The sequence below is a fragment of the Streptomyces clavifer genome, from assembly GCF_036345975.1.
GTDB lineage: Bacteria > Actinomycetota > Actinomycetes > Streptomycetales > Streptomycetaceae > Streptomyces > Streptomyces clavifer.
Window position 1 is genome coordinate 2,421,430 of sequence record NZ_CP107793.1, and the last position, 23,216, is coordinate 2,444,645.

General features: G+C 70.9%; 24 protein-coding genes. 7 read left to right on the forward strand and 17 right to left on the reverse strand.

Features of this window, described 5'->3' with window-relative positions; all coding sequences use genetic code 11:
- Positions 1–30 precede the first annotated feature (30 nt).
- Positions 31–1,413: a glycine--tRNA ligase gene (locus tag OG927_RS10470; RefSeq protein ID WP_056785287.1), complete on the reverse strand. Its 1,383-nt coding sequence runs from the start codon at positions 1,411–1,413 to the stop codon at positions 31–33.
- A 221-nt stretch (positions 1,414–1,634) separates the two neighbouring features.
- Here OG927_RS10470 and OG927_RS10475 point away from each other — a divergent pair, with 221 nt between their 5' ends.
- The 4 genes from OG927_RS10475 (at position 1,635) to OG927_RS10490 (ending at position 4,844) form a co-directional block, all read left to right on the forward strand.
- Positions 1,635–2,630 carry a metal ABC transporter substrate-binding protein gene (locus OG927_RS10475; protein ID WP_056785290.1) on the forward strand — a complete coding sequence of 332 codons (996 nt, stop codon included), beginning with the start codon at positions 1,635–1,637 and terminating at the stop codon, positions 2,628–2,630.
- Between the two features lie 44 nt (positions 2,631–2,674).
- Positions 2,675–3,451 (forward strand): metal ABC transporter ATP-binding protein, encoded by a 777-nt coding sequence (locus OG927_RS10480; RefSeq protein ID WP_056785295.1) that lies wholly within the window; start codon positions 2,675–2,677, stop codon positions 3,449–3,451.
- Positions 3,451–4,344 (forward strand): metal ABC transporter permease, encoded by an 894-nt coding sequence (locus OG927_RS10485; protein WP_056785300.1) that lies wholly within the window; start codon positions 3,451–3,453, stop codon positions 4,342–4,344. The genes OG927_RS10480 and OG927_RS10485 overlap by 1 nt, the downstream gene beginning before the upstream one ends.
- Before the next feature lie 65 nt (positions 4,345–4,409).
- A complete protein-coding gene (locus tag OG927_RS10490) occupies positions 4,410–4,844 on the forward strand; it encodes a Fur family transcriptional regulator (RefSeq protein ID WP_056785304.1) in 435 nt (144 codons plus the stop codon).
- A gap of 81 nt (positions 4,845–4,925) precedes the next feature.
- On the opposite strand, the gene OG927_RS10495 is transcribed toward OG927_RS10490, so the two are convergent.
- From OG927_RS10495 to leuA, 4 genes are all read right to left on the reverse strand, one after another.
- The gene (locus OG927_RS10495) at positions 4,926–5,777 is read right to left on the reverse strand and encodes an isoprenyl transferase (RefSeq protein ID WP_056785311.1); all 852 of its coding nucleotides are present in this window, start codon (positions 5,775–5,777) and stop codon (positions 4,926–4,928) included.
- A gap of 22 nt (positions 5,778–5,799) precedes the next feature.
- Positions 5,800–6,546, reverse strand: a complete 747-nt coding sequence (gene recO, locus OG927_RS10500) for a DNA repair protein RecO (protein ID WP_056785314.1) — start codon at positions 6,544–6,546, stop codon at positions 5,800–5,802.
- Between the two features lie 337 nt (positions 6,547–6,883).
- Entirely contained in the window at positions 6,884–7,561 is a 678-nt protein-coding gene (locus tag OG927_RS10505) for a TerB family tellurite resistance protein (protein WP_056785318.1), read from the reverse strand.
- 227 nt (positions 7,562–7,788) lie between these two features.
- The gene (gene leuA / locus OG927_RS10510; RefSeq protein ID WP_209470561.1) at positions 7,789–9,573 is read right to left on the reverse strand and encodes a 2-isopropylmalate synthase; all 1,785 of its coding nucleotides are present in this window, start codon (positions 9,571–9,573) and stop codon (positions 7,789–7,791) included.
- A 292-nt stretch (positions 9,574–9,865) separates the two neighbouring features.
- Between leuA and OG927_RS10515 the strand changes: the two genes are divergently transcribed.
- Entirely contained in the window at positions 9,866–10,939 is a 1,074-nt protein-coding gene (locus tag OG927_RS10515) for a M4 family metallopeptidase (RefSeq protein WP_056785325.1), read from the forward strand.
- Between the two features lie 52 nt (positions 10,940–10,991).
- On the forward strand, positions 10,992–11,258 hold the full coding sequence (locus OG927_RS10520) for a protealysin inhibitor emfourin (protein WP_056785328.1): 267 nt from the start codon (positions 10,992–10,994) through the stop codon (positions 11,256–11,258).
- 82 nt (positions 11,259–11,340) lie between these two features.
- Here OG927_RS10520 and era read toward each other — a convergent pair whose 3' ends face one another.
- The 7 genes from era to OG927_RS10555 form a co-directional block, all read right to left on the reverse strand.
- The gene (gene era / locus OG927_RS10525; protein WP_199862835.1) at positions 11,341–12,315 is read right to left on the reverse strand and encodes a GTPase Era; all 975 of its coding nucleotides are present in this window, start codon (positions 12,313–12,315) and stop codon (positions 11,341–11,343) included.
- A gap of 51 nt (positions 12,316–12,366) precedes the next feature.
- Complete coding sequence (locus OG927_RS10530) at positions 12,367–12,720, reverse strand: hypothetical protein (protein WP_056785332.1); 354 nt, start codon at positions 12,718–12,720, stop codon at positions 12,367–12,369.
- Between the two features lie 137 nt (positions 12,721–12,857).
- Positions 12,858–13,211, reverse strand: coding sequence for an MmcQ/YjbR family DNA-binding protein (locus tag OG927_RS10535; RefSeq protein WP_209470560.1), 354 nt, complete (start codon positions 13,209–13,211; stop codon positions 12,858–12,860).
- Positions 13,208–14,491 (reverse strand): hemolysin family protein, encoded by a 1,284-nt coding sequence (locus OG927_RS10540; RefSeq protein WP_056785338.1) that lies wholly within the window; start codon positions 14,489–14,491, stop codon positions 13,208–13,210. The genes OG927_RS10535 and OG927_RS10540 overlap by 4 nt, the downstream gene beginning before the upstream one ends.
- Positions 14,488–14,985, reverse strand: coding sequence for an rRNA maturation RNase YbeY (gene ybeY, locus OG927_RS10545; protein ID WP_330320049.1), 498 nt, complete (start codon positions 14,983–14,985; stop codon positions 14,488–14,490). Before ybeY ends, OG927_RS10540 begins: the two co-directional genes overlap by 4 nt.
- A gap of 12 nt (positions 14,986–14,997) precedes the next feature.
- Complete coding sequence (locus tag OG927_RS10550) at positions 14,998–16,020, reverse strand: PhoH family protein (protein ID WP_209470559.1); 1,023 nt, start codon at positions 16,018–16,020, stop codon at positions 14,998–15,000.
- A gap of 127 nt (positions 16,021–16,147) precedes the next feature.
- The gene (locus tag OG927_RS10555; RefSeq protein ID WP_056785347.1) at positions 16,148–17,251 is read right to left on the reverse strand and encodes a carbohydrate kinase family protein; all 1,104 of its coding nucleotides are present in this window, start codon (positions 17,249–17,251) and stop codon (positions 16,148–16,150) included.
- A gap of 388 nt (positions 17,252–17,639) precedes the next feature.
- Here OG927_RS10555 and OG927_RS10560 point away from each other — a divergent pair, with 388 nt between their 5' ends.
- Positions 17,640–18,998: an MFS transporter gene (locus OG927_RS10560; RefSeq protein ID WP_056785350.1), complete on the forward strand. Its 1,359-nt coding sequence runs from the start codon at positions 17,640–17,642 to the stop codon at positions 18,996–18,998.
- Here OG927_RS10560 and OG927_RS10565 read toward each other — a convergent pair.
- The 5 genes from OG927_RS10565 to OG927_RS10585 all read right to left on the reverse strand — a co-directional run bounded on the left by OG927_RS10565 (position 18,962) and on the right by OG927_RS10585 (position 23,195).
- Positions 18,962–19,954 (reverse strand): adenosine deaminase, encoded by a 993-nt coding sequence (locus OG927_RS10565; protein WP_124282413.1) that lies wholly within the window; start codon positions 19,952–19,954, stop codon positions 18,962–18,964. The two genes, OG927_RS10560 and OG927_RS10565, sit on opposite strands and share 37 nt — an antisense overlap.
- 10 nt (positions 19,955–19,964) lie before the next feature.
- Positions 19,965–20,873 carry a ribonuclease Z gene (locus tag OG927_RS10570; RefSeq protein ID WP_056785354.1) on the reverse strand — a complete coding sequence of 303 codons (909 nt, stop codon included), beginning with the start codon at positions 20,871–20,873 and terminating at the stop codon, positions 19,965–19,967.
- 14 nt (positions 20,874–20,887) lie between these two features.
- Positions 20,888–21,247 (reverse strand): histidine triad nucleotide-binding protein, encoded by a 360-nt coding sequence (locus OG927_RS10575; protein ID WP_124282412.1) that lies wholly within the window; start codon positions 21,245–21,247, stop codon positions 20,888–20,890.
- Between the two features lie 131 nt (positions 21,248–21,378).
- Positions 21,379–22,125: a 16S rRNA (uracil(1498)-N(3))-methyltransferase gene (locus tag OG927_RS10580; RefSeq protein ID WP_124282411.1), complete on the reverse strand. Its 747-nt coding sequence runs from the start codon at positions 22,123–22,125 to the stop codon at positions 21,379–21,381.
- Positions 22,122–23,195, reverse strand: a complete 1,074-nt coding sequence (locus OG927_RS10585) for a nitronate monooxygenase (protein WP_056785369.1) — start codon at positions 23,193–23,195, stop codon at positions 22,122–22,124. The genes OG927_RS10580 and OG927_RS10585 overlap by 4 nt, the downstream gene beginning before the upstream one ends.
- Positions 23,196–23,216: the final 21 nt, after the last annotated feature.

The window sequence follows — 23,216 nt, forward strand, 5'->3', positions numbered from 1 at the left end:
CCGGGGGCTTCGTTATGAAGCTGCGTACCGTCAGCAGCCCAGCAGACGGGAGCCGAGGTAGCCCTGGATCTGGTCCAGGGAGACGCGCTCCTGCTTCATGGTGTCGCGCTCGCGCACGGTCACCGCGTTGTCGTCGAGGGTGTCGAAGTCGACGGTGACGCAGAACGGCGTGCCGATCTCGTCCTGGCGGCGGTAACGGCGGCCGATGGCACCCGCGTCGTCGAACTCGATGTTCCAGTTCTGCCGCAGGTCCGCGGCGAGGCCCTTGGCCTTGGGCGACAGCTGCGGGTTGCGGGACAGCGGCAGGACCGCGACCTTGACCGGCGCCAGACGCGGGTCGAGACGCATGACCACGCGCTTCTCCATGACGCCCTTCGCGTTGGGCGCCTCGTCCTCGGTGTAGGCGTCGAGGAGGAAGGCGAGCAGCGAACGGCCGACACCGGCGGCGGGCTCGATGACGTACGGCGTCCAGCGCTCGCCGGACTCCTGGTCGTAGTACACCAGGTCCGTGCCCGAGGCCTTGGAGTGCGCCTTGAGGTCGTAGTCCGTGCGGTTGGCGACGCCCTCGAGCTCGCCCCACTCGCTGCCGCCGAAGCGGAAGCGGTACTCGATGTCAGCGGTGCGCTTGGAGTAGTGCGAGAGCTTCTCCTGCGGGTGCTCGAACCACCGCATGTTCTCCTCGCGCATGCCCAGGCCGGTGTACCAGTTCCAGCGCTGCTCCATCCAGTACTCCTGCCACTGCTCGTCCTCGCCCGGCTTGACGAAGAACTCCATCTCCATCTGCTCGAACTCGCGCGTGCGGAAGATGAAGTTGCCCGGAGTGATCTCGTTCCGGAAGGACTTGCCCATCTGCGCGATGCCGAACGGCGGCTTCTTGCGCGATGTCTGCGCCACCTGACCGAAGTTGGTGAAGATGCCCTGGGCGGTCTCGGGACGCAGGTAGGCGACGGAGCCGGAGTCCTGGGTCGGGCCGAGGTGGGTGGAGAGGAGACCGGAGAACTGCTTGGGCTCGGTGAACGTGCCCTTGTTGCCGCAGTTGGGGCAGTTGAGGTCGGCGAGGCCGTTGACCGGCGGCTTGCCGTGCTTCTCCTCGTACGCCTCCTCCAGGTGGTCGGCGCGGTAGCGCTTGTGACAGGAGGTGCACTCGGTGAGCGGGTCGGAGAAGGTGGCGACGTGGCCGGAGGCGACCCAGACCTCGGGGGCCAGGATGACCGACGAGTCGAGACCGACCACGTCCTCGCGCGAGGTGACCATGTAACGCCACCACTGGCGCTTGAGGTTCTCCTTCAGCTCGACGCCCAGCGGCCCGTAGTCCCAGGCGGCCTTCTGACCGCCGTAGATCTCACTGCAGGGGTAGACGAAGCCACGGCGCTTGCTCAGGCTGACGATGGTGTCGATCTTGTCGGCGGCCACGGTGCTCTCTTCATTACGACGGCGAAACGGACAGGGGCGGGGCGGAGCGCCTCGCTGCGGGGGGTGATGCTCAGGTGACGCTGCGGGCGAATGGCTCAGATTACCGGCGGGCGCACCCCCCGGATCAAATCGGCAGGGGGTACAGCGGCCCGCAGGGTGTGATCCGGGCATCTCATCAGCCTTGTTGACAATCGTTTCCACTTTTGTTGAAAATGACTGTCATGAACGTACGCCGTCTGATACCCACCGCCGCCGTCGCCGGGGCAGCCGTCCTCGGCCTCACCACGCTCTCCGCCTGCTCCTCCTCGGACGCGGCCGACCGCGGGAGCGGCGACAAGCTGAACGTGGTGGCGTCCTTCTACCCGATGCAGTTCCTGGCCGAGGAGATCGGCGGATCGCACGTATCGGTGACCACGCTGACGAAGCCCGGGGTGGAGCCGCACGACCTGGAGCTCACCCCGCGCCAGATCGGCGGTCTGGGCGACGCCGACCTCATCCTGTTCCTCAAGGGCATCCAGCCCGCCGTCGACGACGCGGTGGCCCAGTCCGGCGTCGAGAACACCGTCGACGCGGCGAAGCTCACCACGCTCGAGAACCACGGCACCGAGGTCGACGGTCACGACCACGGACACGACGAGGGCGAGGAGCACGCGCACGAGGAGGGTGAGGAGCACGCGCACGAGGGCGAGGAGGCGGGCGCCGACCCGCACATCTGGCTGGACCCGGTGAAGTACGCCGAGGTCGCCGAAGGTGTCGGGAAGTCCCTGGAGAAGGCCGACCCCGACCACGCGGCGGACTACCGCAAGAACACGGATACCCTGGTCGGCGAACTGAACGCGCTGAACACGGCGTACGAGACCGGGCTGAAGGACACCGCGACCACGACCTTCATCACCACCCACTCCGCCTTCGGGTACCTCGCCGAGCGCTACGGCCTCACCCAGGAGGGCATCGCGGGCATCGACCCCGAGGCCGAGCCCAGCCCCGCCCGGATCAACGAGATCCACGGCGTCGCGGAGAAGAGCAGGGCGACCACCGTGTTCTTCGAGACGCTCGCCAGCGACAAGACCGCCAAGACCCTGGCGAAGGACCTCGGCCTGAAGACCGGCGTCCTGGACCCGCTGGAGGGAATCACGGACAAGTCCGAGGGCGCTGACTACATCGAGGTCATGAAGTCCAACCTGGCCGCACTGCAGAAGGCTCTCGGCGCGAAGTAGTCCACGCACCACCCGTACCAGTCCCAGCAGCATCGGAGGCGCTCGTGTCCGAGCCCAGTACGCCCGAACCCGTGATCAGCATGCGCGGAGCCACGGCCACGCTCGGTGCGCGCACCGTGCTGCGCGGCGTCGACCTCACCGTCGGCCGCGGCGAGGTCGCGGCCCTGCTCGGGGCCAACGGATCCGGCAAGTCCACCGCCGTGCGGTCCGTCATCGGGCAGGTACCGCTCACCGGCGGCACCGTCGAGCTGTTCGGCACTCCGCTGCGCCGCTTCCGCCAGTGGGCCCGCGTCGGGTACGTACCGCAGCGCACCACGGCGGCCGGCGGCGTCCCCGCCACGATCCGCGAGGTCGTCGCCTCCGGACGGCTGTCCCGTACGAAGCTGCGGCTGCCGGGCAGGGCGGACCGGGCGGCCGTCGACCGCGCCATCGAGCTCGTCGGCCTCTCCGACCGCGCCAAGGACTCCGTGAGCGCCCTCTCCGGCGGCCAGCACCAGCGGGTGCTGATCGCCCGCGCGCTCGCCGCCGAACCCGAGCTGCTGATCATGGACGAGCCGATGGCCGGGGTCGACCTGGCCAGCCAGGAGATCCTCGCCGAAACCCTGCGCGAGCAGGTCGGGGCCGGTACGACGGTGCTGCTCGTCCTGCACGAGCTCGGCGCCCTGGAACCCCTCATCGACCGGGCGGTCGTGCTGCGCGACGGCTGTGTCACGCACGACGGACCGCCTCCGGAGGCCATGGGCCAGCACGCACTGCCCGGCCACGACCACGTACACCCCCACGCGGCCTCCGAGCCCGCCCGGACGGGACTGCTGACCTGATGGAATTCCTCACACCCCCCTTCATGCAGCGGGCCCTGGTAGCGGCCGTCCTGGTCGGCATCACCGCTCCCGCCATCGGCATCTACCTGGTCCAGCGCCGCCAGGCCCTGATGGGCGACGGCATCGGGCACATAGCCATGACCGGGGTCGGCCTCGGCTTCCTGCTGTCCACCAACCCCATCTGGATGGCCACCCTGGTGGCCGTCGTCGGCTCGGTCGTCATGGAGCTGATCCGCTGGTACGGGCACACGCGCGGCGACATCGCCCTGGCCATGCTGTTCTACGGCGGCATGGCGGGCGGGGTGATGCTGATCAACCTCTCCGGCACCGGCTCCAACGCCAACCTCACGTCGTACCTCTTCGGCTCGCTGTCGACGGTCTCCGAGGAGGACGTCACCGCGATCGTCGTGCTGGCCGCCTTCGTGATGCTGGTGACGCTCGCGCTGCGGCGGCAGCTGTTCGCCGTCAGCCAGGACGAGGAATTCGCCCGGGTCACCGGGCTGCCGGTGCGCGTGCTCAACCTCCTGGTCGCCGTGACGGCGGCGGTCACGGTCACCGTCGCGATGCGGGTGGTCGGTCTGCTGCTGGTCAGCGCGCTGATGGTGGTCCCCGTCGCCGCCGCGCAGCAGATCGCGAAGTCCTTCAAGGTGACGTTCGTGCTGGCCGTCGCGATCGGCACGGCGGTGACCCTGGCCGGCACCGTGACCTCCTACTACCAGGACGTGCCGCCCGGCGCCACGATCGTGCTGCTGGCCATCGCCGTGTTCATCGCGCTGACCGCGCTCGCCACGCCGCTGGCGCGCCGCCGGGCCCGCGGACGCGACAAGGACTCCGAGGAGTGCACCCTGGAGGTACCGGTGGCTCGCCCGGACGCCGACGACGTGCGGGTGTGACCGTGCCGCCGGGGCGGGCTGGCACAATGGCCCGACACACGTACGGGCGACACGAGGAGGCACCTGTGGCCACGGCGCCGATCAGTGGCACGAACGCGGCCCCGGTACGCGGCCGGTCGACCAGGCAGCGCGCGGCGGTGGCCGCCGCGCTCGACGAGGTCGACGAGTTCCGCAGCGCCCAGGATCTGCACGACGTGCTGAAGCACCGGGGCGACTCCGTCGGTCTGACGACGGTCTACCGCACGCTGCAGTCCCTCGCCGACGCGGGCGAGGTCGACGTGCTGCGCACGACGGACGGCGAGGCGGTCTACCGCCGCTGCTCGACGGGCGACCACCATCACCATCTGGTGTGCCGGGTCTGCGGCAAGGCGGTCGAGGTCGAGGGTCCTGCCGTGGAGCAGTGGGCCGAGACCGTCGCCGCCCAGCACGGCTACGTGAACGTGGCCCACACGGTCGAGATCTTCGGCACCTGCGCGGAGTGTGCGGGCGCGGAGGGCTGATCCCGCGGGCCGCCCCCGGTTCGTCCCGCCATGGCCCCCCACCGCCCGGTGGGGGGCCATGGCCGTACCGGGGTGCGGGGCTCAGGCCGTCGGTCCCGCCTTCTCGGCGGCTTCGGCGGCCTTCTGCACGGCCTTCTCCTCCGCGCCCCCGAAGCGGCGGTCGCGCCGGGCGAACTCCAGGCAGGCACGCCACAGGTCCCGGCGGTCGAAGTCGGGCCACAGGACGTCCTGGAAGACCATCTCGGCGTACGCGCTCTGCCAGATCAGGTAGTTGGACGTGCGCTGCTCGCCGCTGGGGCGCACGAAGAGGTCCACGTCCGGCATGTCCGGGTAGTAGATGTACTTCGCGAACGTCTTCTCGTTGACCTTCGACGGGTCGAGCTTCCCGGCCGCGACGTCCTGCGCGATGCGCTGCGCGGCGTCGGCGATCTCGGCCCGGCCTCCGTAGTTGACGCAGAAGTACAGCGTCATCCTGTCGTTGTCCTTCGTCTGCTCCTGGGCGACCTGGAGCTCCTGGACGACGGACTTCCACAGCTTCGGCATGCGGCCGACCCAGCGGATGCGGATGCCGAGCTCGTCCATCTCGTCCCGGCGGCGGCGGATGACGTCCCGGTTGAAGTCCATCAGGAACTTCACCTCGTCGGGCGAGCGCTTCCAGTTCTCCGTGGAGAAGGCGTACAGGGAGAGGTTCTTGACACCCATCTCGATGCAGCCCTTGAGCACGTCCATGACGACGCCCTCGCCGACCTTGTGGCCCTCGGTGCGCGGCAGGCCGCGCTCCTTGGCCCAGCGGCCGTTGCCGTCCATCACGACCGCCACGTGCTTGGGCACCAGGTCGCCGGGGATCTTCGGCGGGGTGGCGCCGGAGGGGTGCGGCTCGGGCGTCTTGTAGTCACGCCGGTTACGTCCGCCGAGCATCCCGCGTACTGCCATGAGCTTCTCTCGTCTCCCTGTGTCACTTCTCTACGTACCGCAGCGAGCGCAGGCCGCGCTCCAGATGCCAGTGCAGGTAGGCGGACACGAGTCCGCTCCCCTCCCTGACATGACGCGCCTGTGACGCGTCCGCCGTCGCCCAGTCGCCGGTGAGCAGCGCGCTCAGCAGTTCGACGGCCTCCGCCGAGGGTACGACGCTGCCGGGTACCCGGCAGTCGCCGCATATGACGCCGCCGGCCGCGACGGAGAAGAAACGGTTCGGTCCGGGCATTCCGCACTTGGCGCAGTCGACGAAGCTGGGGGCGTACCCGTTGACCGCGAGGGAACGCAGCAGGAACGCGTCGAGGATGAGGTTCGGCGCGTGTTCGGCGCGCGAGAGGGTCCGCAGTCCGCCGACGAGCAGCAGGTACTGCTGGACCGCGGGCTCGCCCTCGTGGTCGGTGAACCGTTCGGCCGTCTCCAGCATCGCGGTGCCGGCGGTGTAGCGCCCGTAGTCGGAGACGATGCCGCCGCCGTACGGCGCGATCGTCTCGCTCTGGGTGCACAGCGGGAGGCTGCGGCCGACGAGTTCGCTGCCGCGGGCGAAGAACTGCACGTCCACGTGGGAGAAGGGTTCCAGCCGCGCCCCGAATTTGGACTTGGTGCGCCGCACCCCGCGCGCGACGGCGCGCACCCGGCCGTGGCCGCGGGTCAGGATCGTGATGATCCGGTCGGCCTCGCCCAGCTTCTGCGTGCGCAGCACGACGCCGTCGTCCCGGAACAAGCTCATGCGCCCATTGTCGCCCACCGGGGCGGCCGTCCGTCGACGGTCCTCGCTCCCGATGGTCCGGCGGGCACGGCCGGATCCCGTGCACGCCGACCGGGGCCGCGCGGGCCCGGGCGGCGCCTCGCCCCGGGAGTCGGGCGGGGGCCGTGGCGTCGGCACCCCCGGGAAGGGGCTCCACGGCCGGCCTGCCGCCCGAACCGCGCGCGCACGCCGCCCGCCCCTCGTCGGCGGGCCCGGGCCGGGAGACGCCCGTACCCGGCTTCGGTCCCGTGGGCGGTGCGCACGGGGGCGCGGGCGGAGTCCGGTCCTGCTCCGCGCGGGCGTGCGCCGGCGCCCGGTCCTACGAGGGCGTGCGCGCGGCGGCCGCGAGCAGTTCGGCGGTGTCGGTGGGGCAGAGCTGGAGCGCGCTGCCCACCGTCGTCAGCACCTCGCGCTCGGCCTGGCTGTACGGGCCGTCGGCGAGCGCGATCCTGGCGCCCTGCAGCAGGACCGTCCCGCGGCCGGCCACGGCCAGATGCGGGGCCAGCGGCTTCAGCACCTCGTGCAGCTCGATGGCGAGGGCGGCTCCGCAGGCCTCGGCCGCGGGGTCGTGGCCGTCACCGGCCCCGGTGTCCGCGGCGAGCACCTCCACGATGGTGAACAGCTGCTCCTGGGTGCAGTCGTCGAGCCCGGCGTCGCGGACAGTGGCCGCGGCGGCCTCCAGGACCGTACGGGAGGTGGTTCCGCCGGCGGCGAGCACGGCGAGCGTGACGGTGTGCACGGCCTCCCGCAGCATCGCGGAGAAGCGGGTGGTGGTGGGGTGGTCCAGGGTGTCGGTCGGGTAGTGCCCCAGACAGGCGGCGCACTCCAGGACGGGCCCCGCGCTGCCGCGCCGCAGCAGCGGCATGCCGATCACGGTGAAGCGGTGACGGCCGGTGAGACGCCGGTAGTTGCGGTCGCCGCCGCACCCCGGACAGAAGAACTCACCGTCACCGACGGTGTCCCAGACGGTACGGGTGCCGTAGATGCGCAGTCTCATGGCGCGTTGTCCTTTGGCTGACCGCACGTCGCACACCTCCGTAATGCTCCGGCAACATTGCCGTGTTGGACGTGATGTTAGCCACATGCGTGAGGTGCCGTCAGCATCCTGGATGTCACAACACCCGGAGATGGCCGAACCCCGCCCACCCCTTGCGGGGCGGCGGGGCTCTCCTGCCACATCACTTCACGGCTTATCGGACGTTTGTCCGTAGCACCTGGGGGCTGTCAGCGAGTCGCGCGGTTCACCGCGGAGACGACCGCCTTGAGCGAGGCCCGCGTCGTGTTGGCGTCGATGCCGATGCCCCACAGGACCTTGCCGTCGATCGCGCACTCGATGTAGGAGGCCGCCTGGGCGCTCGCGCCCTCGCTCATCGTGTGCTCGGTGTAGTCCAGCAGGCGGGCGTCGATGCCGACGGCCTGCAGCGCCTCGAAGAACGCGGAGATCGGACCGTTGCCCGTACCGGTCAGCACGGTGTCCGCGCCGTCGACGGTGGCTTCCACCGTGATCGTGTCCCGGCCGTCCGAACCGGTCGTGGTCTGGCCGGAGCGGATCTGCACCCGGCCCCAGGCGTTGTCCGGGTTGGGCAGGTACTCGTCCTGGAAGGCCGACCAGATCTCACCCGGTGTGACCTCGCCGCCCTCGGCGTCGGTCTTGGCCTGAATGATCCGGGAGAATTCGATCTGCATCCGGCGCGGCAGGTCCAGCTTGTGCTCGTTCTTCAGGACGTACGCGATCCCGCCCTTGCCGGACTGCGAGTTGACCCGGATGACAGCCTCGTAGGAACGGCCGACGTCCTTCGGGTCGATCGGCAGGTAGGGCACCGCCCACTCGATATCGTCGACGGTCTTCCCCCGGGCCGCCGCGTCGGCCTCCATGGCGTCGAAGCCCTTCTTGATGGCGTCCTGGTGGGAGCCGGAGAAGGACGTGTAGACCAGGTCGCCCGCGTAGGGGTGGCGCGGGTGGACCTCCATCTGGTTGCAGTACTCGCTGGTGCGCCGGATCTCGTCGATCTGCGAGAAGTCGATCTGCGGGTCGACACCCTGCGAGAAGAGGTTCATGCCCAGGGTGACCAGGTCGACGTTGCCGGTGCGCTCGCCCTGGCCGAACAGGCAGCCCTCGATGCGGTCGGCGCCGGCCATGACGGCCAGTTCGGCCGCGGCGACCGCGGTGCCGCGGTCGTTGTGCGGGTGCACGGACAGGCAGACGTGCTCGCGGCGGGACAGGTTGCGGGACATCCACTCGAAGCGGTCCGCGTGCGTGGACGGCGTCGAACGCTCCACGGTGGCGGGCAGGTTCAGGATGATCTCGCGGCCCTCCTCCGGCTGCCAGACGTCGCAGACGGCCTCGCAGACCTCCAGGGCGAAGTCCAGTTCGGTGTCGGTGAAGATCTCCGGGCTGTACTGGTAGCCGAAGACCGTCTCGCTGCCCAGGATCTTGTCCGCGTACTCCATGACCAGCCGCGTGCCGTCCACGGCGATCTGCTTGACCTGCTCCTTGGAGCCGCGGAAGACCACGCGGCGGAAGGTGGGTGCGGTGGCGTTGTACAGGTGCACGGTGGCGCGGCGGGCCCCGACCAGCGACTCGACGGTGCGCTCGATCAGTTCCTCGCGGGCCTGCGTCAGGACGGAGATCGTCACGTCCTCGGGGATCGCGCCCTCTTCGATGATGGAGCGTACGAACGCGAAGTCGGTCTCGCCGGACGACGGGAATCCGACCTCGATCTCCTTGTAGCCCATGCGTACGAGCAGGTCGAACATCTCACGCTTGCGGGCGGGGGACATCGGGTCGATCAGCGCCTGATTGCCGTCGCGCAGGTCCGTGGACAGCCAGCGGGGCGCCCGCGTGATGCGGTTGTCCGGCCAGGTGCGGTCGGAGATGTCCACGGTCTCGTATCCGCGGTACTTGTGGACCGGCATCCCGGACGGCTTCTGCAGCTGCGTCGCGTTGGTGATCGGGGTGGGTCCGCCCACGGGGGCAGGGGCGTTCTCGGCGGGGTTCACGGCAGTCATGGCGTAGGGCTCCTCTGGGGTCCAGCAGGGGCGGCCGACTGTGTCGCTGCAACAGCGAACTCCGCGGGGAGGGAGCCGGCCTACGACTACAGGCCCTCGCCGCGGCAGCTAAGAAGGAGCAGCCCGAAACGCATGATGCGGCAACACTAACCGAGGGGCGCCCGATACGTCGGTCCGTATCAGTATGCGGGATCACGTCCCGATGAGGGCAAAACGGTGACTCATCACTCTATTTCGTCAATCACGATCGCAAGCAGTGACAGGCATGTCACGGAGTGCCACAGTCGATGGCATGCAGCCTCGCACCAACGGGTTCCAGCCCGTCTTCTGCACCATCGTGCCGCCCCACCTCCTCGACAAGCTGTCCCAGGCCGACGACCCCCTCCTCGCAGGCCCCGCCCGCCGCACCCTGGAGGCGGACGGAGCGCGGCGCCACCACCGGCAGGTGACCGCACTGGCCTGGGCACCCCATCCCCCGCGCACCGCCGACCCGGTCCCCACCAAGCCCCACCGCACCCTGTACGACTGCCGCCACGGCACGGACCTGCCGGGCCGCAAGGTCCGGGACGAGGGCGACGACCCCACCGGGGACGCCAGCGTCAACCGTGCCTACGCGGGACTCGGCGCCACGTTCGAGCTGCTGCTCGCGGAGTACGGCCGCAGCTCGATCGACGGCAAGGGGCTGCCGCTGATCGGCTCCGTGCACTACGACGAGAAGTACAACAACGCGTTCTTCGACGGCGAGCAGATGGTCTTCGGGGACGGGGACGGGGAGATCTTCCTCGACTTCACGGTCGCCATCGACGTGATCGCCCACGAGCTGGCACACGGACTGACCCAGTACACGGCGAATCTCACCTACCAGGGCCAGTCGGGCGCGCTCAACGAGTCGGTGTCGGACGTGTTCGGCTCGCTGGTCAAGCAGTACTCGCTGGGTCAGAGCGCGGAGCAGGGCGACTGGCTGATCGGGGCGGGACTGCTGGCGCCCCGGGTGAGCGGGGTCGCGCTGCGCTCGATGAAGGCCCCCGGCACGGCGTACGACGACGACGTGCTCGGCAAGGACCCGCAGCCCGCGTCGATGGACGACTACATCGAGACGGACGAGGACAACGGCGGGGTGCATCTCAACTCCGGCATCCCCAACCGTGCCTTCTACCTGCTGGCCACCGCACTCGGCGGCAACGCGTGGGAGCGGGCCGGCCGGATCTGGTTCGACGTGCTGACCGGGGGCGAGCTGGCGCAGAACGCGGACTTCGCGGCCTTCGCCCGGCTGACGGTCGCGGCGGCGCGCAGCAGGTTCGGCGAGGGCGACGAGGTGGAGGCCGTGCTGAAGGCCTGGTCGGAGGTGGGCGTGCCGACCAGATGAGCGGGTAGGTACGAGCGGGCCGTCCGGACGGGTCAGGCAGGAGTCATCACGCATGCGCATTCAGGTGAGCCGGACCGGCGGGTTCGCCGGCATCGCACGTCATGGCGAGGTCGACACCTCGGGACGGCCCGACGCCGCGGAGTGGGAGGCCCTGGCCGAGGCGGCGCTCGCCGTCGGCCGGGGCGGCCCGCCCGCGCGGGTGCCGGACGGTTTCCGCTATCGGATCACGGTCGGCGGCCGGACCGTGGACTGCGCGGACCCGCGGCTGACCGAGGCGCAGCGGGCGCTGATCTCCCGGGTCCTGAAGGAGGGCGCGTGATCCGGCGCCCCGCGCCCGTACGCACGAGCGGCCCGGGCCCCGGGCCGCTCGTGGGCGCCCGGGGCCGGACGCACCCGGACGCTCAGAACCCCAGCTTGCGCAGCTGCTTGGGGTCGCGCTGCCAGTCCTTGGCGACCTTCACGTGCAGGTCCAGGTAGACCGGAGTGCCCAGCAGGGCCTCGATGTGCTTGCGGGACTTCGTGCCGACGTCCTTCAGCCGCTGGCCCTTCGGGCCGATGATGATGCCCTTCTGGCTGGGGCGCTCGATGTAGACGTTCGCGTGGATGTCGAGCAGCGGCTTGTCCGCCGGGCGGTCCTCGCGGGGCAGCATCTCCTCGACGACGACGGCGATGGAGTGCGGCAGCTCGTCCCGGACGCCTTCGAGCGCGGCCTCGCGGATGAGCTCGGCGACCATGACCATCTCGGGCTCGTCGGTGAGATCGCCCTCCGGGTAGAGCGGCGGGCTCTCGGGGAGCAGCGGGGCGATCAGGTCGGCCAGCAGACCGACCTGCTGGTCCTTGACCGCGGAGACCGGGATGATCTCCGCCCACTCGAAGCCGAGCTCTTCACCGAGGCGGGACACGGCCAGCAGTTGCTCGGCGAGCGCCTTGGACTCGACCAGGTCGGTCTTGGTGATGATCGCGATCTTCGGGGTCTTCTTGATCCCGGCGAGTTCCTTGATGATGAACTTGTCGCCGGGGCCCAGCTTCTGGTCGGCGGGCAGGCAGAAGCCGATGACGTCGACCTCGGCCCAGGTGGTCCGTACGACGTCGTTCAGCCGCTCCCCGAGCAGGGTACGCGGCTTGTGGAGTCCCGGCGTGTCCACCAGGATCAGCTGCGCGTCCGGACGGTGCACGATGCCTCGCACCGTGTGCCGGGTGGTCTGGGGGCGGTTGGAGGTGATCGCCACCTTCTGACCGACCAGAGCGTTCGTGAGGGTGGACTTGCCCGCGTTGGGGCGGCCCACGAAGCAGGCGAAGCCGGCCCGGTGGGGGGCGTTGTTCTCAGCCTGCTGCGCAGCAGCTTCTGTGTTCGGTCGAGCGCTCATGGCGCCCATTCTCCCCGATCCCGGCGGCGGCGTTGCACAGCAGGGCGCCGCCGCCCCGGTTCAGCCCGCGGACACGGTGCTCCGGAGCGTCCCGTCGGGCCCGGCGAGCAGCACGGGTGTGCCGGGTCCGCCCAGGTCACGGACGGCTGCCCGGTCCTCGGCGGACGGGGCCCCGGTCTCGGAGACGATCGCGGCGGCCTCCAGGGATGTGGCCCCGCCGGCCACCGCCATCGCGACGGCGGTCTGCAGCGCGCTGAGCTTCAGCGAGTCCAGGGCCACGGTGCCCGCGGCGTACGTGCGCCCCGTCTCGTCCCGGACGGCGGCGCCCTCCGGCACCCCGTTGCGGGCGCGGACGCTGCGGGCCAGCGTGACGATCTTGCGGTCCTCGGGTCCGAGGTCGGTGCTGTCGGTCATGTGCTGAGCATACGAAGCAGGCGTGCACCCTCCGCGCCACGGGGGTCCGGTCGCCCGGTGCACGGCGCTCGTCGGGCCACCCGTGCACCGGGCTCGTCGCGCCGCGCCGCCCTCCGGCCGAGGCCGGGGCGCTGCCCCTACGGCCGGTCCAGCCGGAGGCGCTCCGTCTTCGGCAGACCGGCCACCACCAGGTCGTAGCTGTCCTCGACCAGCTCCCGGACCATCCGGCCCGGGAGCTCCTGCACGGTCAGCGTGTTCCAGTGCCGCTTGTTCATGTGCCGGCCGGGCACGATCGCGGGGTGCTCCTCGCGGAGCCGCACCGCGTCGTCCGGATCGCACTTGAGGTTGACCGTCAGCGGCCTCCCGTCCAGCGCGCTCAGGGCGAACACCTTCCCGAGGACCTTGAAGACCGAGGTCTCGGGGCCGAAGGGGAACTCCTCGGTGCTCGCGTTGAACTCCAGGCAGAGGGCACGCAGTTCCTGGGGCGTCATTCCGGTTGTGATCCCTCCGGTTCCACCAGCACCGTGACGATCTTGTTCCTGCGCCCGGCGGGGGACTCCGCGGTCAGCCGGAGCCTGCGCCCATCGGGAAGGTCCACCACCGACGAGGCTCCGGCGATCGGGACCCGTCCGAGGGCCTTCGCCAGCAGTCCGCCGACCGTCTCCACGTCCTCGTCGTCGTACTCGTCGAGGCCGAACAGCTCCCCGAGGTCGCCGATGTCGAGCCGTGCGGTCACCCGGTAGCAGCCGTTCTCCAGCTCCTGGACCGGCGGGAGTTCACGGTCGTACTCGTCGGTGATCTCGCCGACGATCTCCTCGAGGATGTCCTCGATGGTCACGATGCCGGCGGTGCCGCCGTACTCGTCGATGACGACGGCGACGTGGCTGCGGTCCTGCTGCATCTCGCGCAGCAGGTCGCCGGCGTTCTTCGTGTCGGGGACGAACGCGGCGGGGCGCATCGCCGTGGAGACCAGATCGGCCTCCGCCTCCCGGTTGACGTGCGTCTTGCGGACCAGGTCCTTGAGGTAGACGATGCCGACGATGTCGTCCTCGTTCTCCCCGGTGACCGGGATCCGCGAGAAGCCCGAGCGCAGGGCGAGGGTCAGCGCCTGGCGGACCGTCTTGTAGCGCTCTATGCAGACCAGGTCGGTGCGGGGCACCATCACCTCGCGCACGAGGGTGTCGCCGAGCTCGAAGACCGAGTGCACCATGCGGCGCTCCTCGTCCTCGATGAGCGACTCCTGCTCGGCGAGGTCGACCATGGCCCGCAGTTCGGCCTCACTGGCGAAGGGACCCTTGCGGAAACCCTTGCCGGGCGTCAGCGCGTTGCCGATGAGGATCAGCAGCTGCGGGATCGGGCCCATGATCCTGGCCAGCGGCAGCAGGACGTACGCCGCGGCCGTGGCCGTGTTCAGCGGGTGCTGACGGCCGATGGTGCGCGGCGAGACCCCGATGGCGACGTAGCTGACGAGGACCATCACCCCCATGGCGACGGCCAGCGCCTCCCAGGTCTCCGGGAACTCCTGCAGGCAGGCGTACGTGACGAGTACCCCGGCCGACATCTCGCAGGCGACCCGCACGAGCAGGGCCACGTTGAGGTAGCGGGTGGGGTCGGCGGCGACCTGTTCCAGCTTGGCGCTGCCGCGCCGTCCGGCCCGGACGGCCTCCGCCGCCCGGAAGCTGGAGGTGCGTGCGATGCCGGTCTCGGCACAGGCGGCGAGCCAGCCGACCACGACCAGCAGGACGGCGCCCGAGATCAGGGGGACGCTCACGAGACGGTGGGGGCGGGGGACGGACCGGTCAGCCCGCGCTCACCACGCCAGCCGTCGACGATGGCCGCCTGGAGGCCGAACATCTCGGCCTTCTCGTCCGGTTCCTCGTGGTCGTATCCGAGGAGGTGCAGCACTCCGTGGACGGTGAGGAGCTGCAGCTCCTCGTCCATGGAGTGCTGGGTGTCCGCGTCCTCGCCCTGCTTCTTCGCGACCTCCGGGCAGAGCACGATGTCACCGAGGAGCCCCTGCGGGGGCTCCTCGCCGTCCTTGGCCGGCGGACGGAGTTCGTCCATCGGGAAGGACATGACATCCGTCGGGCCGGGGAGGTCCATCCACTGGATGTGCAGCTGCTCCATGGCGGCGGTGTCCACCACGATCACCGAGAGTTCGGACAGCGGGTGGATCCGCATCCGGGCGAGGGCGTAGCGGGCGATGTCGAGGATCGCCTGCTCGTCGACCTCGGTTCCGGACTCGTTGTTGACGTCGATCGACATGGTGCGGTGCGACTACTTCCCGTTGCGGCCGTTCCGGCCCTCTTCGTTGTCGTACTTCTCGTACGCGTCGACGATACGGCCGACCAGCTTGTGCCGGACGACATCCTCGGAGGTGAGCCGGGAGAAGTGCACGTCCCGGACACCGTCCAGGATCTCCTGGACCTGGCGCAGACCGCTCTTCGTCCCGCTCGGGAGGTCCACCTGGGTGACGTCACCGGTGACGACGATCTTCGAGTCGAAACCGAGCCGGGTCAGGAACATCTTCATCTGCTCGGCGCTGGTGTTCTGCGCCTCGTCCAGGATGATGAAAGCATCGTTCAACGTCCGGCCACGCATGTAGGCCAGCGGCGCGACCTCGATCGTGCCCGCGGCCATGAGCCGGGGGATCGAGTCGGGGTCGAGCATGTCGTGCAGGGCGTCGTAGAGCGGGCGCAGATACGGGTCGATCTTGTCGAAGAGCGTGCCGGGCAGGAAGCCGAGCCGCTCCCCCGCCTCCACGGCGGGCCTGGTCAGGATGATCCGGCTCACCTGCTTGGACTGCAGGGCCTGGACCGCCTTGGCCATGGCGAGATAGGTCTTGCCGGTGCCCGCGGGGCCGATGCCGAAGACGATCGTGTGCTTGTCGATCGCGTCGACGTACCGCTTCTGGTTGAGCGTCTTGGGGCGGATGGTGCGGCCGCGGCTGGAGAGGATGTTCTGGGTGAGCACCTCCGCGGGGGTCTCGGCGCCGTCCCCGGTGCCGTTCCCGCTCGCCCTGAGCATGGCGATCGAGCGTTCCACAGCGTCCTCCGTCATCGGCAGCCCGGTGCGGAGCACCAGCACCATCTCGTCGAACAGGCGTTGGATCAGGGCGACGTCCGCCGCACTGCCCGTCGCGCTGATCTCGTTGCCCCGGACATGGATGTCGGCGGCCGGGAACGCCGTTTCGATCACGCGAAGCAGGGAGTCGCCAGACCCCAGGAGCATCACCATGGGGTGTGCGGCCGGAATCTCGATCTGGGCACGCGCCTGCGGCTGTGTGGGTGACTGAGTCATGGGCCGGCCCTCGGGCCTGCACATACCTCCCGTTGCAGGGCAGTCGCTGCTCGACGGCCTCTGGAGTACCAGCGTACGACTCCGCGCCGACAACGCCGAGAGGTTTTACCTGGTGATCATCAGCCCTTCACTGGCGGAAGCCGATGGTGGGGACGGCGCGGCGCAGTGGCCAGGCCCGGCCCGTGGCGGGCAGCAGCTCCTCCAGGAACGCGTACCGCTCCAGGGCAGCCGGGTCCTGGTCGGCGCAGGCGCGGACCTGCTGCCACCAGCCCGCCACCTCCGCCCAGCCGGGTGCGGAGAGCGATCCGCCGAACTCCTGGACCGAGAGCGCGGCCGTCAGCCCGGCGAAGGCGAGCCGGTCGGCGAGGGGCCAGCCGGCCAGGGTGCCGGTGACGAATCCGGCGACGAAGACGTCGCCCGCCCCGGTGGGGTCCAGGGCCTTCACCTCGATGGCGGGCACCTCGGCGGCGGCCCCGGTCCCCCCGTCGACGGCGTAGGCGCCCTCCGCGCCCAGGGTGACGACGGCGAGGGGCACCCGTTCGGCCAGGGCGTGGGCGGCGGCGCGCGGGCAGTCGGTGCGGGTGTAGCGCATCGCTTCCTCCGCGTTGGGGAGGAAGGCCAGACAGTGCCCCAGGTCGGGCAGGGCGTCGAGGTCCCAGCGGCCGGTCTCGTCCCAGCCGACGTCACCGAAGACCATGGCGCCGTCCCTGGCGGCTCCGGCCACCCACGGCTCGCTGCGGCCCGGGGTCAGCGAGGCGATGGCTGCCCGGGCCCGCGGCGCGCAGTGCGGCAGTGTCCGGCCGGGCGTCGCGGCGGGCGCGGGGGCGGGTGCCTCGTGGCCGTGCGAGACCATCGTGCGCTCGCCCTCGTAGGCCATGGAGACGGTGACCGGCGAGTGCCAGCCGGGCACCGTGCGCGACATCGACAGGTCGATGCCCTCGCCCTGTTCGAGGGCGTCCCAGCAGTACTCGCCGTAGTGGTCGTCGCCGAACGCGGCGGCCAGCGAGGTGCGCAGCCCCAGCCGGGCGAGAGCGGTGGCCATGTTGGCGACGCCGCCGGGGCTGGATCCCATCCCCCGGGCCCATGACTCGGTGCCGCGCACGGGCGCGCTGTCCAGGCCGGTGAAGATGATGTCCAGGAAGACCGGGCCGGTCAGGAAGACGTCGCAGGCCGGATCCTGCGGGGCGCGGAGGCCCAGCAGCGGGTCGATGCCTGAGATACCTGTGCTCACCGTGCGCTCCCGGCCGTGGCGGATCTGGACAGTGCGAGTTCCGGCCAGTGTGCCTGACGCGCTTCGGTATCCGGAGTGCCCGCGCCGCCGCTCCCACACTCGCTCCGACCTGCATAAACATGCGCTGCTACCCGGTCGGAAGATGCATAAACCCGCAAGTGACCCAGATCACATCGAGGCGGCTTTCCGTCGGCTGTGCGCGCTTGATACAAATTGGCCCGCGAGCACCGTTCGGGACAGTTGACGACGAGTGCCGCGTCTCCCGCTTTTCACCGCTTTACCCTCCCCGCTCCACTCCCCTCGCTTCGCCCTGCCCGGATACGCCCGGGCCCTCGCTCTGCCCTCCCCTGCCTTCTTCGCCTCTTCTGGCATGTCATCAGGAACGCCCATGTCCTCGCGCCCCCGCGCCGCGTGGCCCCTGGTAGCCGTGTTCACCGCCGGTTACCTCGCCGCCTATCTGCTCCCCACCATCGTCGGCCGCCTCAGCGCCTATCTGGGGCTGAGCTCCGCCCAGGCGGGTCTGGTCGGCAGTGCCCTGCTGCTGAGCTCGGCCTCGGCCGGTTTCGCCCTGGCGGGGCGCGTCGAGCGCTACGGGTCACGGAACCCGGCGCGCCTCGGACTGGCGCTGGCCGTGGTGGGCTACGGCTGCGCGGCCCTGACCGCCTCGGTACCGCTCGTGGTCGCGGGGGTCGTGGTCGGCGGGTTCGGCTCCGGTACGGCGACCGCGGTCGCGGCGGCCGGCATCGCCGCGCAGCACGATCCGCACCGGACCTCGTCCCTGGGGCTGCTCAGCGTCTCGGCGACGGCGGGCCTCCTCTACCTGACGGTCCCCCATCTCGGCGGCGGCCACCGTCTGCCGTTCGCCTCGATCGCCCTCATCGCGCTGCTCGTCTGGCCGGCCACGTCCCGGCTGGGCGGTTCCTCGCCGGTGGGTGCCGCCACGGCCGTCCAGGGACGGCTGCCGCACCGGCGGTCGGGCCTCGTGCTGGCGGGCGGCATGCTCGTCTGGTCCATGGCGCAGAACGCGCTGTGGGGGGTGAGCAGCCGGATCGGTGTCGTCCAGGTGGGGCTCTCCGAGGTGACCGTCGGCGCGGTGTTCGCCGCCGCGCTGGGGGCCGGGCTGCTCGGCGTCATGGGCGCCGGGATGCTGGGCGCCAGGCTCGGCCGCGCCGTACCGATCGGCCTCGGGACGATGATCATCGCGGTGAGCATCGTGCTCAGCTCCTCGGCCGACGACCTCGGTTCCTTCGCGACCGGCGAGATCATGTGGAACGCCTTCTACCCGGTGGTCCTGTCGTACCTCATCGGGCTGGCGGCCTCGCTCGACGTACGCGGCCGCTGGGCGGTCCTGGCGGGCTCGGCGTCCTCGGTCGGTGTGGCCTGCGGACCCGTCCTCGGCAGTGTGCTCTCCGAACAGGCCGGCTACGCGGTCATGGGGCTGATCCTGGGCGCCGCCACGCTGCTGGTCGCGGCCCCCGTCACCGCCGTCGCGCTGCACACCGGCGGGCGCCCGCTGGTGCCCGGCTCCGTCCGACGCAGGGGCGGTGCCCCGGCCGCACTGCTGGCCGCGACGACCGGCAGCCTGTCCGGCGCGGTGCCCAAGCTGGGAGCACCGGAGCAGGCCGTCACGGAGCTCAGCGTGCCCGCGCTGCGGCGCAGGCGGATGGTCAGGAGCGCGTTCCGGACGGCCGGCCCGGCGGGTGGATCCGGTCAGTCGAACGCGTACGCCTCGACCTCGGACAGGTAGCGCGCCCTGCGCTCCTCGTCGTGGTCGAGGAAGGCGGCCTCGAAGGAGTTCCGGGCGAGGGTGCGCAGCTGCTCCCGGTCCAGGCCGAGTGCCTCGTGGACGGCGTGGAAGGTGTCTCCGACGTATCCGCCGAAGTAGGCGGGGTCGTCGGAGTTCACCGTGCAGAGCAGTCCGGCGGCCATCATGGCCGGCAGGGGGTGCTCCTCCAGGACGTCGACGGCGCGCAGCCGTACGTTGGAGAGCGGGCAGAGCGTCAGCGGGATCCGTTCGGAGACCAGCCGGTCCACCAGCTCCGGGTCCTCCATGCACCGCAGGCCGTGGTCGATCCGTTCGACGCCGAGGACGTCCAGGGCCTCCCGGACGTACTCCGGCGGACCCTCCTCGCCGGCGTGGGCGACCTTGCGCAGACCGAGGGCCGTGGCCGCCGCGTACACCTCGCGGAACTTCGCCGGCGGGTGGCCGACCTCCGCCGAGTCGAGGCCGACGGCGCTGATGCGGTGCAGATGGGGCTTCGCGGCCTCCAGGGTCTCCAGCGCCGACTCCGCGGACTTGTCGCGCAGGAAGCACATGATCAGCTGGGTGGAGATGCCGTGCGTCTCCTCGCTGCGCTCCAGCGCCCTGCCGAGTCCCTCGATCACGGTGCCGATCGGGACACCGCGGTCGGTGTGGGCCTGCGGGTCGAAGAAGATCTCCGCGTGGCGGACGCCCTGGGCGGCGGCGCGGGCGAGGTAGGCGTCGGCCAGTTCGGCGAAGTCGTCCTCGGTGCGCAGCACCGCCATGAGGGCGTAGTAGAGGTCGAGGAAGCTCTGCAGGTCGTCGAAGAGGTAGGCGGTGCGCAGCTCTTCGGTGTCCGCGTAGGGCAGGACCACGCCGTTGCGTCCGGCGAGGGCGAAGGCCAGCTCGGGTTCGAGGGTTCCTTCGATGTGGAGGTGGAGTTCGGCTTTGGGGAGGTGCACGGGGTTCTCGTTACTGGTGGCGGGTGGGTACGGGGACCGTGATCAGGTCCTGGGCGATCGTCAGTTCGCCTTCGAAGCCGGCTGCCCTGGCCTGGTGCTCGAAGGCATCGGGGTCGTTGTAGCGCTGCGAGAAGTGTGTCAGCACGAGGTGCCGTACGCCCGACTCCTTCGCCACGCGGGCCGCCTGGCCGGCGGTGAGATGGCCGTGGTCGGCGGCGAGCCGGCCGTCCTCGTCGAGGAAGGTGGACTCGATGACCAGCATGTCGCAGCCCTCGGCGAGCGCGTACGCGCCGTCGCAGAGCCGGGTGTCCATGACGAAGGCGAACCGCTGTCCGCGCCGGGGCTCGGAGACCGCGTCGAGCGGGATGCCGCGCAGGACGCCGTCGCGCTGGATCCGTCCGACGTCCGGGCCGCCGATGCCGTGCTCGGCGAGCTTCGCGGGGAGCATCCGCACCCGGTCGGGTTCGGTCAGGCGGTAGCCGTAGGACTCGACGGGGTGCGAGAGCCGGTGGCTGTCGAGGACGTACGCGTCCGTGGTGGCGAGGACCCCGTCGGCGGCCACCGGGACCTCGGCCAGGTCGACGGACTGGCGGTAGGCCGTCGCGTGGCGGAGCCGGTCGAAGAAGTGCTGCCCGCTCGCCGGGAAGTGGGCGGTGACGGGGTGGGGGACCTGGTCGAGGTTGATCCGCTGGATCACGCCGGCCAGCCCCAGCGAGTGATCGCCGTGGAAGTGCGTGACGCAGATCCGGTTGATGTCGTGGGCGGCGACGCCGGCGCGCAGCATCTGGCGCTGGGTGCCCTCACCGGGGTCGAAGAGGATGCCCTCACCGTCCCAGCGCAGCAGATAGCCGTTGTGGTTGCGGTGACGGGTCGGGACCTGGCTGGCGGTGCCGAGGACCACGAGTTCGCGTACGGACACGGGATGCGGACCTTCTAGCCGGGGGGCCACTGCATCCCGCGTCCGCCCAGGACGTGGGCGTGCGCGTGGAAGACGGTCTGGCCCGCACCGGCACCGGTGTTGAGCACGATGCGGTATCCGCTCTCCGTGATCCCCTCGCCTGCAGCGACGAGTCCTGCCTCGCGCAGCACGTCCGCGGCGATCTGCGGTTCCGCCTCGGCGAGGGAGGCGGCGTCCGGGTAGTGCGCCTTCGGGATGACCAGGATGTGGGTGGGGGCCTGCGGGTTTATGTCACGGAAGGCCACGGTCGTGGCGCTCTCGCGGACGATGGTCGCCGGGATGTCGCCCGTAACGATCTTGCAGAACAGGCAGTCGGTCTGCGGCTCTCCCGCCATGGCCCGGCCTCCTCGGTCGTCTGGTGCTCGTGATCAGTACACCGGCATGCTATCCGGCCGGTCCCGGCGGACGGCCGGTCGGCGTGCCCGGGCCCCGGTGGAGCGCGTGGCGGCCGCGGGCGGTCGGGGGCTCAGCTCCAGCGCCCGGTGCGTCCCATCAGCAGGGCGGCGGCGGCCGTCCCCGCGGTCGAGGTCCGCAGCACGCTGGGACCGAGCCGGTAGGCGGGCGCGCCCGCCTCGGCGAAGACGGCCAGCTCCTGGGGCGAGACCCCTCCCTCCGGCCCGACGACCAGCACGATCGTTCCCCCGTCGGGGAGCGCGGCGGTGGCGAGCGGCTCGCTCGGGCTGTTCCGGTCCTCGTGCAGCACACCGGCGAAGTCGGCCCCGGCCAGCAGCGCCGCGACCTGCTTGGTCGTCATCGCCTCGGCCACCTCCGGGAAGCGCACCCGGCGGGACTGCTTCCCCGCCTCGCGCGCGGTGCTCCGCCACTTCGCCAGGGACTTGAGGCCGCGGTCGCCCTTCCACTGGGTGATGCAGCGGGCCGCCTGCCAGGGCACGATCGCGTCGACGCCCGTCTCGGTCATCGTCTCCACGGCGAGCTCACCGCGGTCGCCCTTGGGGAGTGCCTGGACGACGGTGATCCGGGGCGACGGTGCCGGTTCCTCGCGGACGTCCTCCGGAACGGTGACGACGAGCCGGTCCTTGCCCTCGGCCGTCTTCACGACGCCCTCGGCCCATCGGCCCCGCCCGTCGGTGAGGACGACGTCCTCCCCGGGGTTCAGCCTCTTCACGGAGACGGCGTGCCTCCCCTCGGGTCCGTCCAGCACGAACTCCGTCCCGCTGGGCAGGTGTTCGACGACGAAGACCGGTGCCGTCACTGGGCACTCCTCACGTTCACTGCCGCACGCGCGGCCTCGGTTTCAACGGCGAGCAGTTCCACGAGCTCACCGGCAGGCAGCTCGCGTGCCATGCGGTGGCCCTGGCCCGCCCAGAGGGCCATGCCCTGGGCGTCGCCGGCCTTGGCCGCCGCCTTGCGGAGCCCGCTGGTCAGCTGGTGGACCTGTGGGTAGGCGGCCGGGGCGTACCTGCCGTGCTCACGCACGAAGCGGTTGACCAGCCCGCGCGCGGGGCGGCCGGAGAACGCCCGGGTCAGGGCGGTGGTCACGAACAGCGGATTGGTCAGGGCCTGCTTGTGGAGCGGATGCGCACCGGACTCGGGGCAGGCCAGGAAGGCCGTGCCGAGCTGCGCCGCGTCGGCGCCCGCCGCCAGCACGGCCGTGATCTGGGAGCCACGCATCAGCCCTCCGGCCGCGAGGAGCGGCAGCCGGACGCTCTCCCGGACCTCGGCGACGAGGGTGAGCAGGCCGGTGCCGGTGAGGCCGTCCTGCGGGTCGTCGCGGTGCGTGGACTGGTGGCCGCCCGCCTCGGTGCCCTGGACGCAGACCGCGTGGGCGCCCGCCCACTGGGCGTTCCGTGCCTCCTGGGGCGTGGTGACCGTGACGACGGTGAACGTGCCGGCCGCGGCGAAGGCGTCGAGGACCTCGCGGGTGGGGCAGCCGAAGGTGAAGGAGACGACGGGAACCGGGTCGTCCAGCAGGATCGCGACCTTGGCCTCGTAGCCGTCGTCCCCGCTGGAGTCCGGGTCGCCGAGCGGGGTCTCGTACCAGGAGGCCTCACCGGCGAGCTGGTGGCGGTAGACCTCCACGGCGCTCGGGTCGGCGAGCAGCGGCTGCGGCATGAAGAGGTTGACGCCGAAGGGCCGGCCGGTCAGCCGGCGCAGCTCCTTGATTTCGTGGTACATCCCGTCCGCCGTCTTGTAGCCGGCGGCCAGGAAGCCGAGTGCTCCGGCATCGGCGACGGCCCCGACCAGCTGGGGCGAGGAGACACCGCCCGCCATCGGGGCCTGCACGATCGGATACCGGCAGAGATCGGTCAGCGCCAAGGACATGACGGCATCGTGCCACGTCCC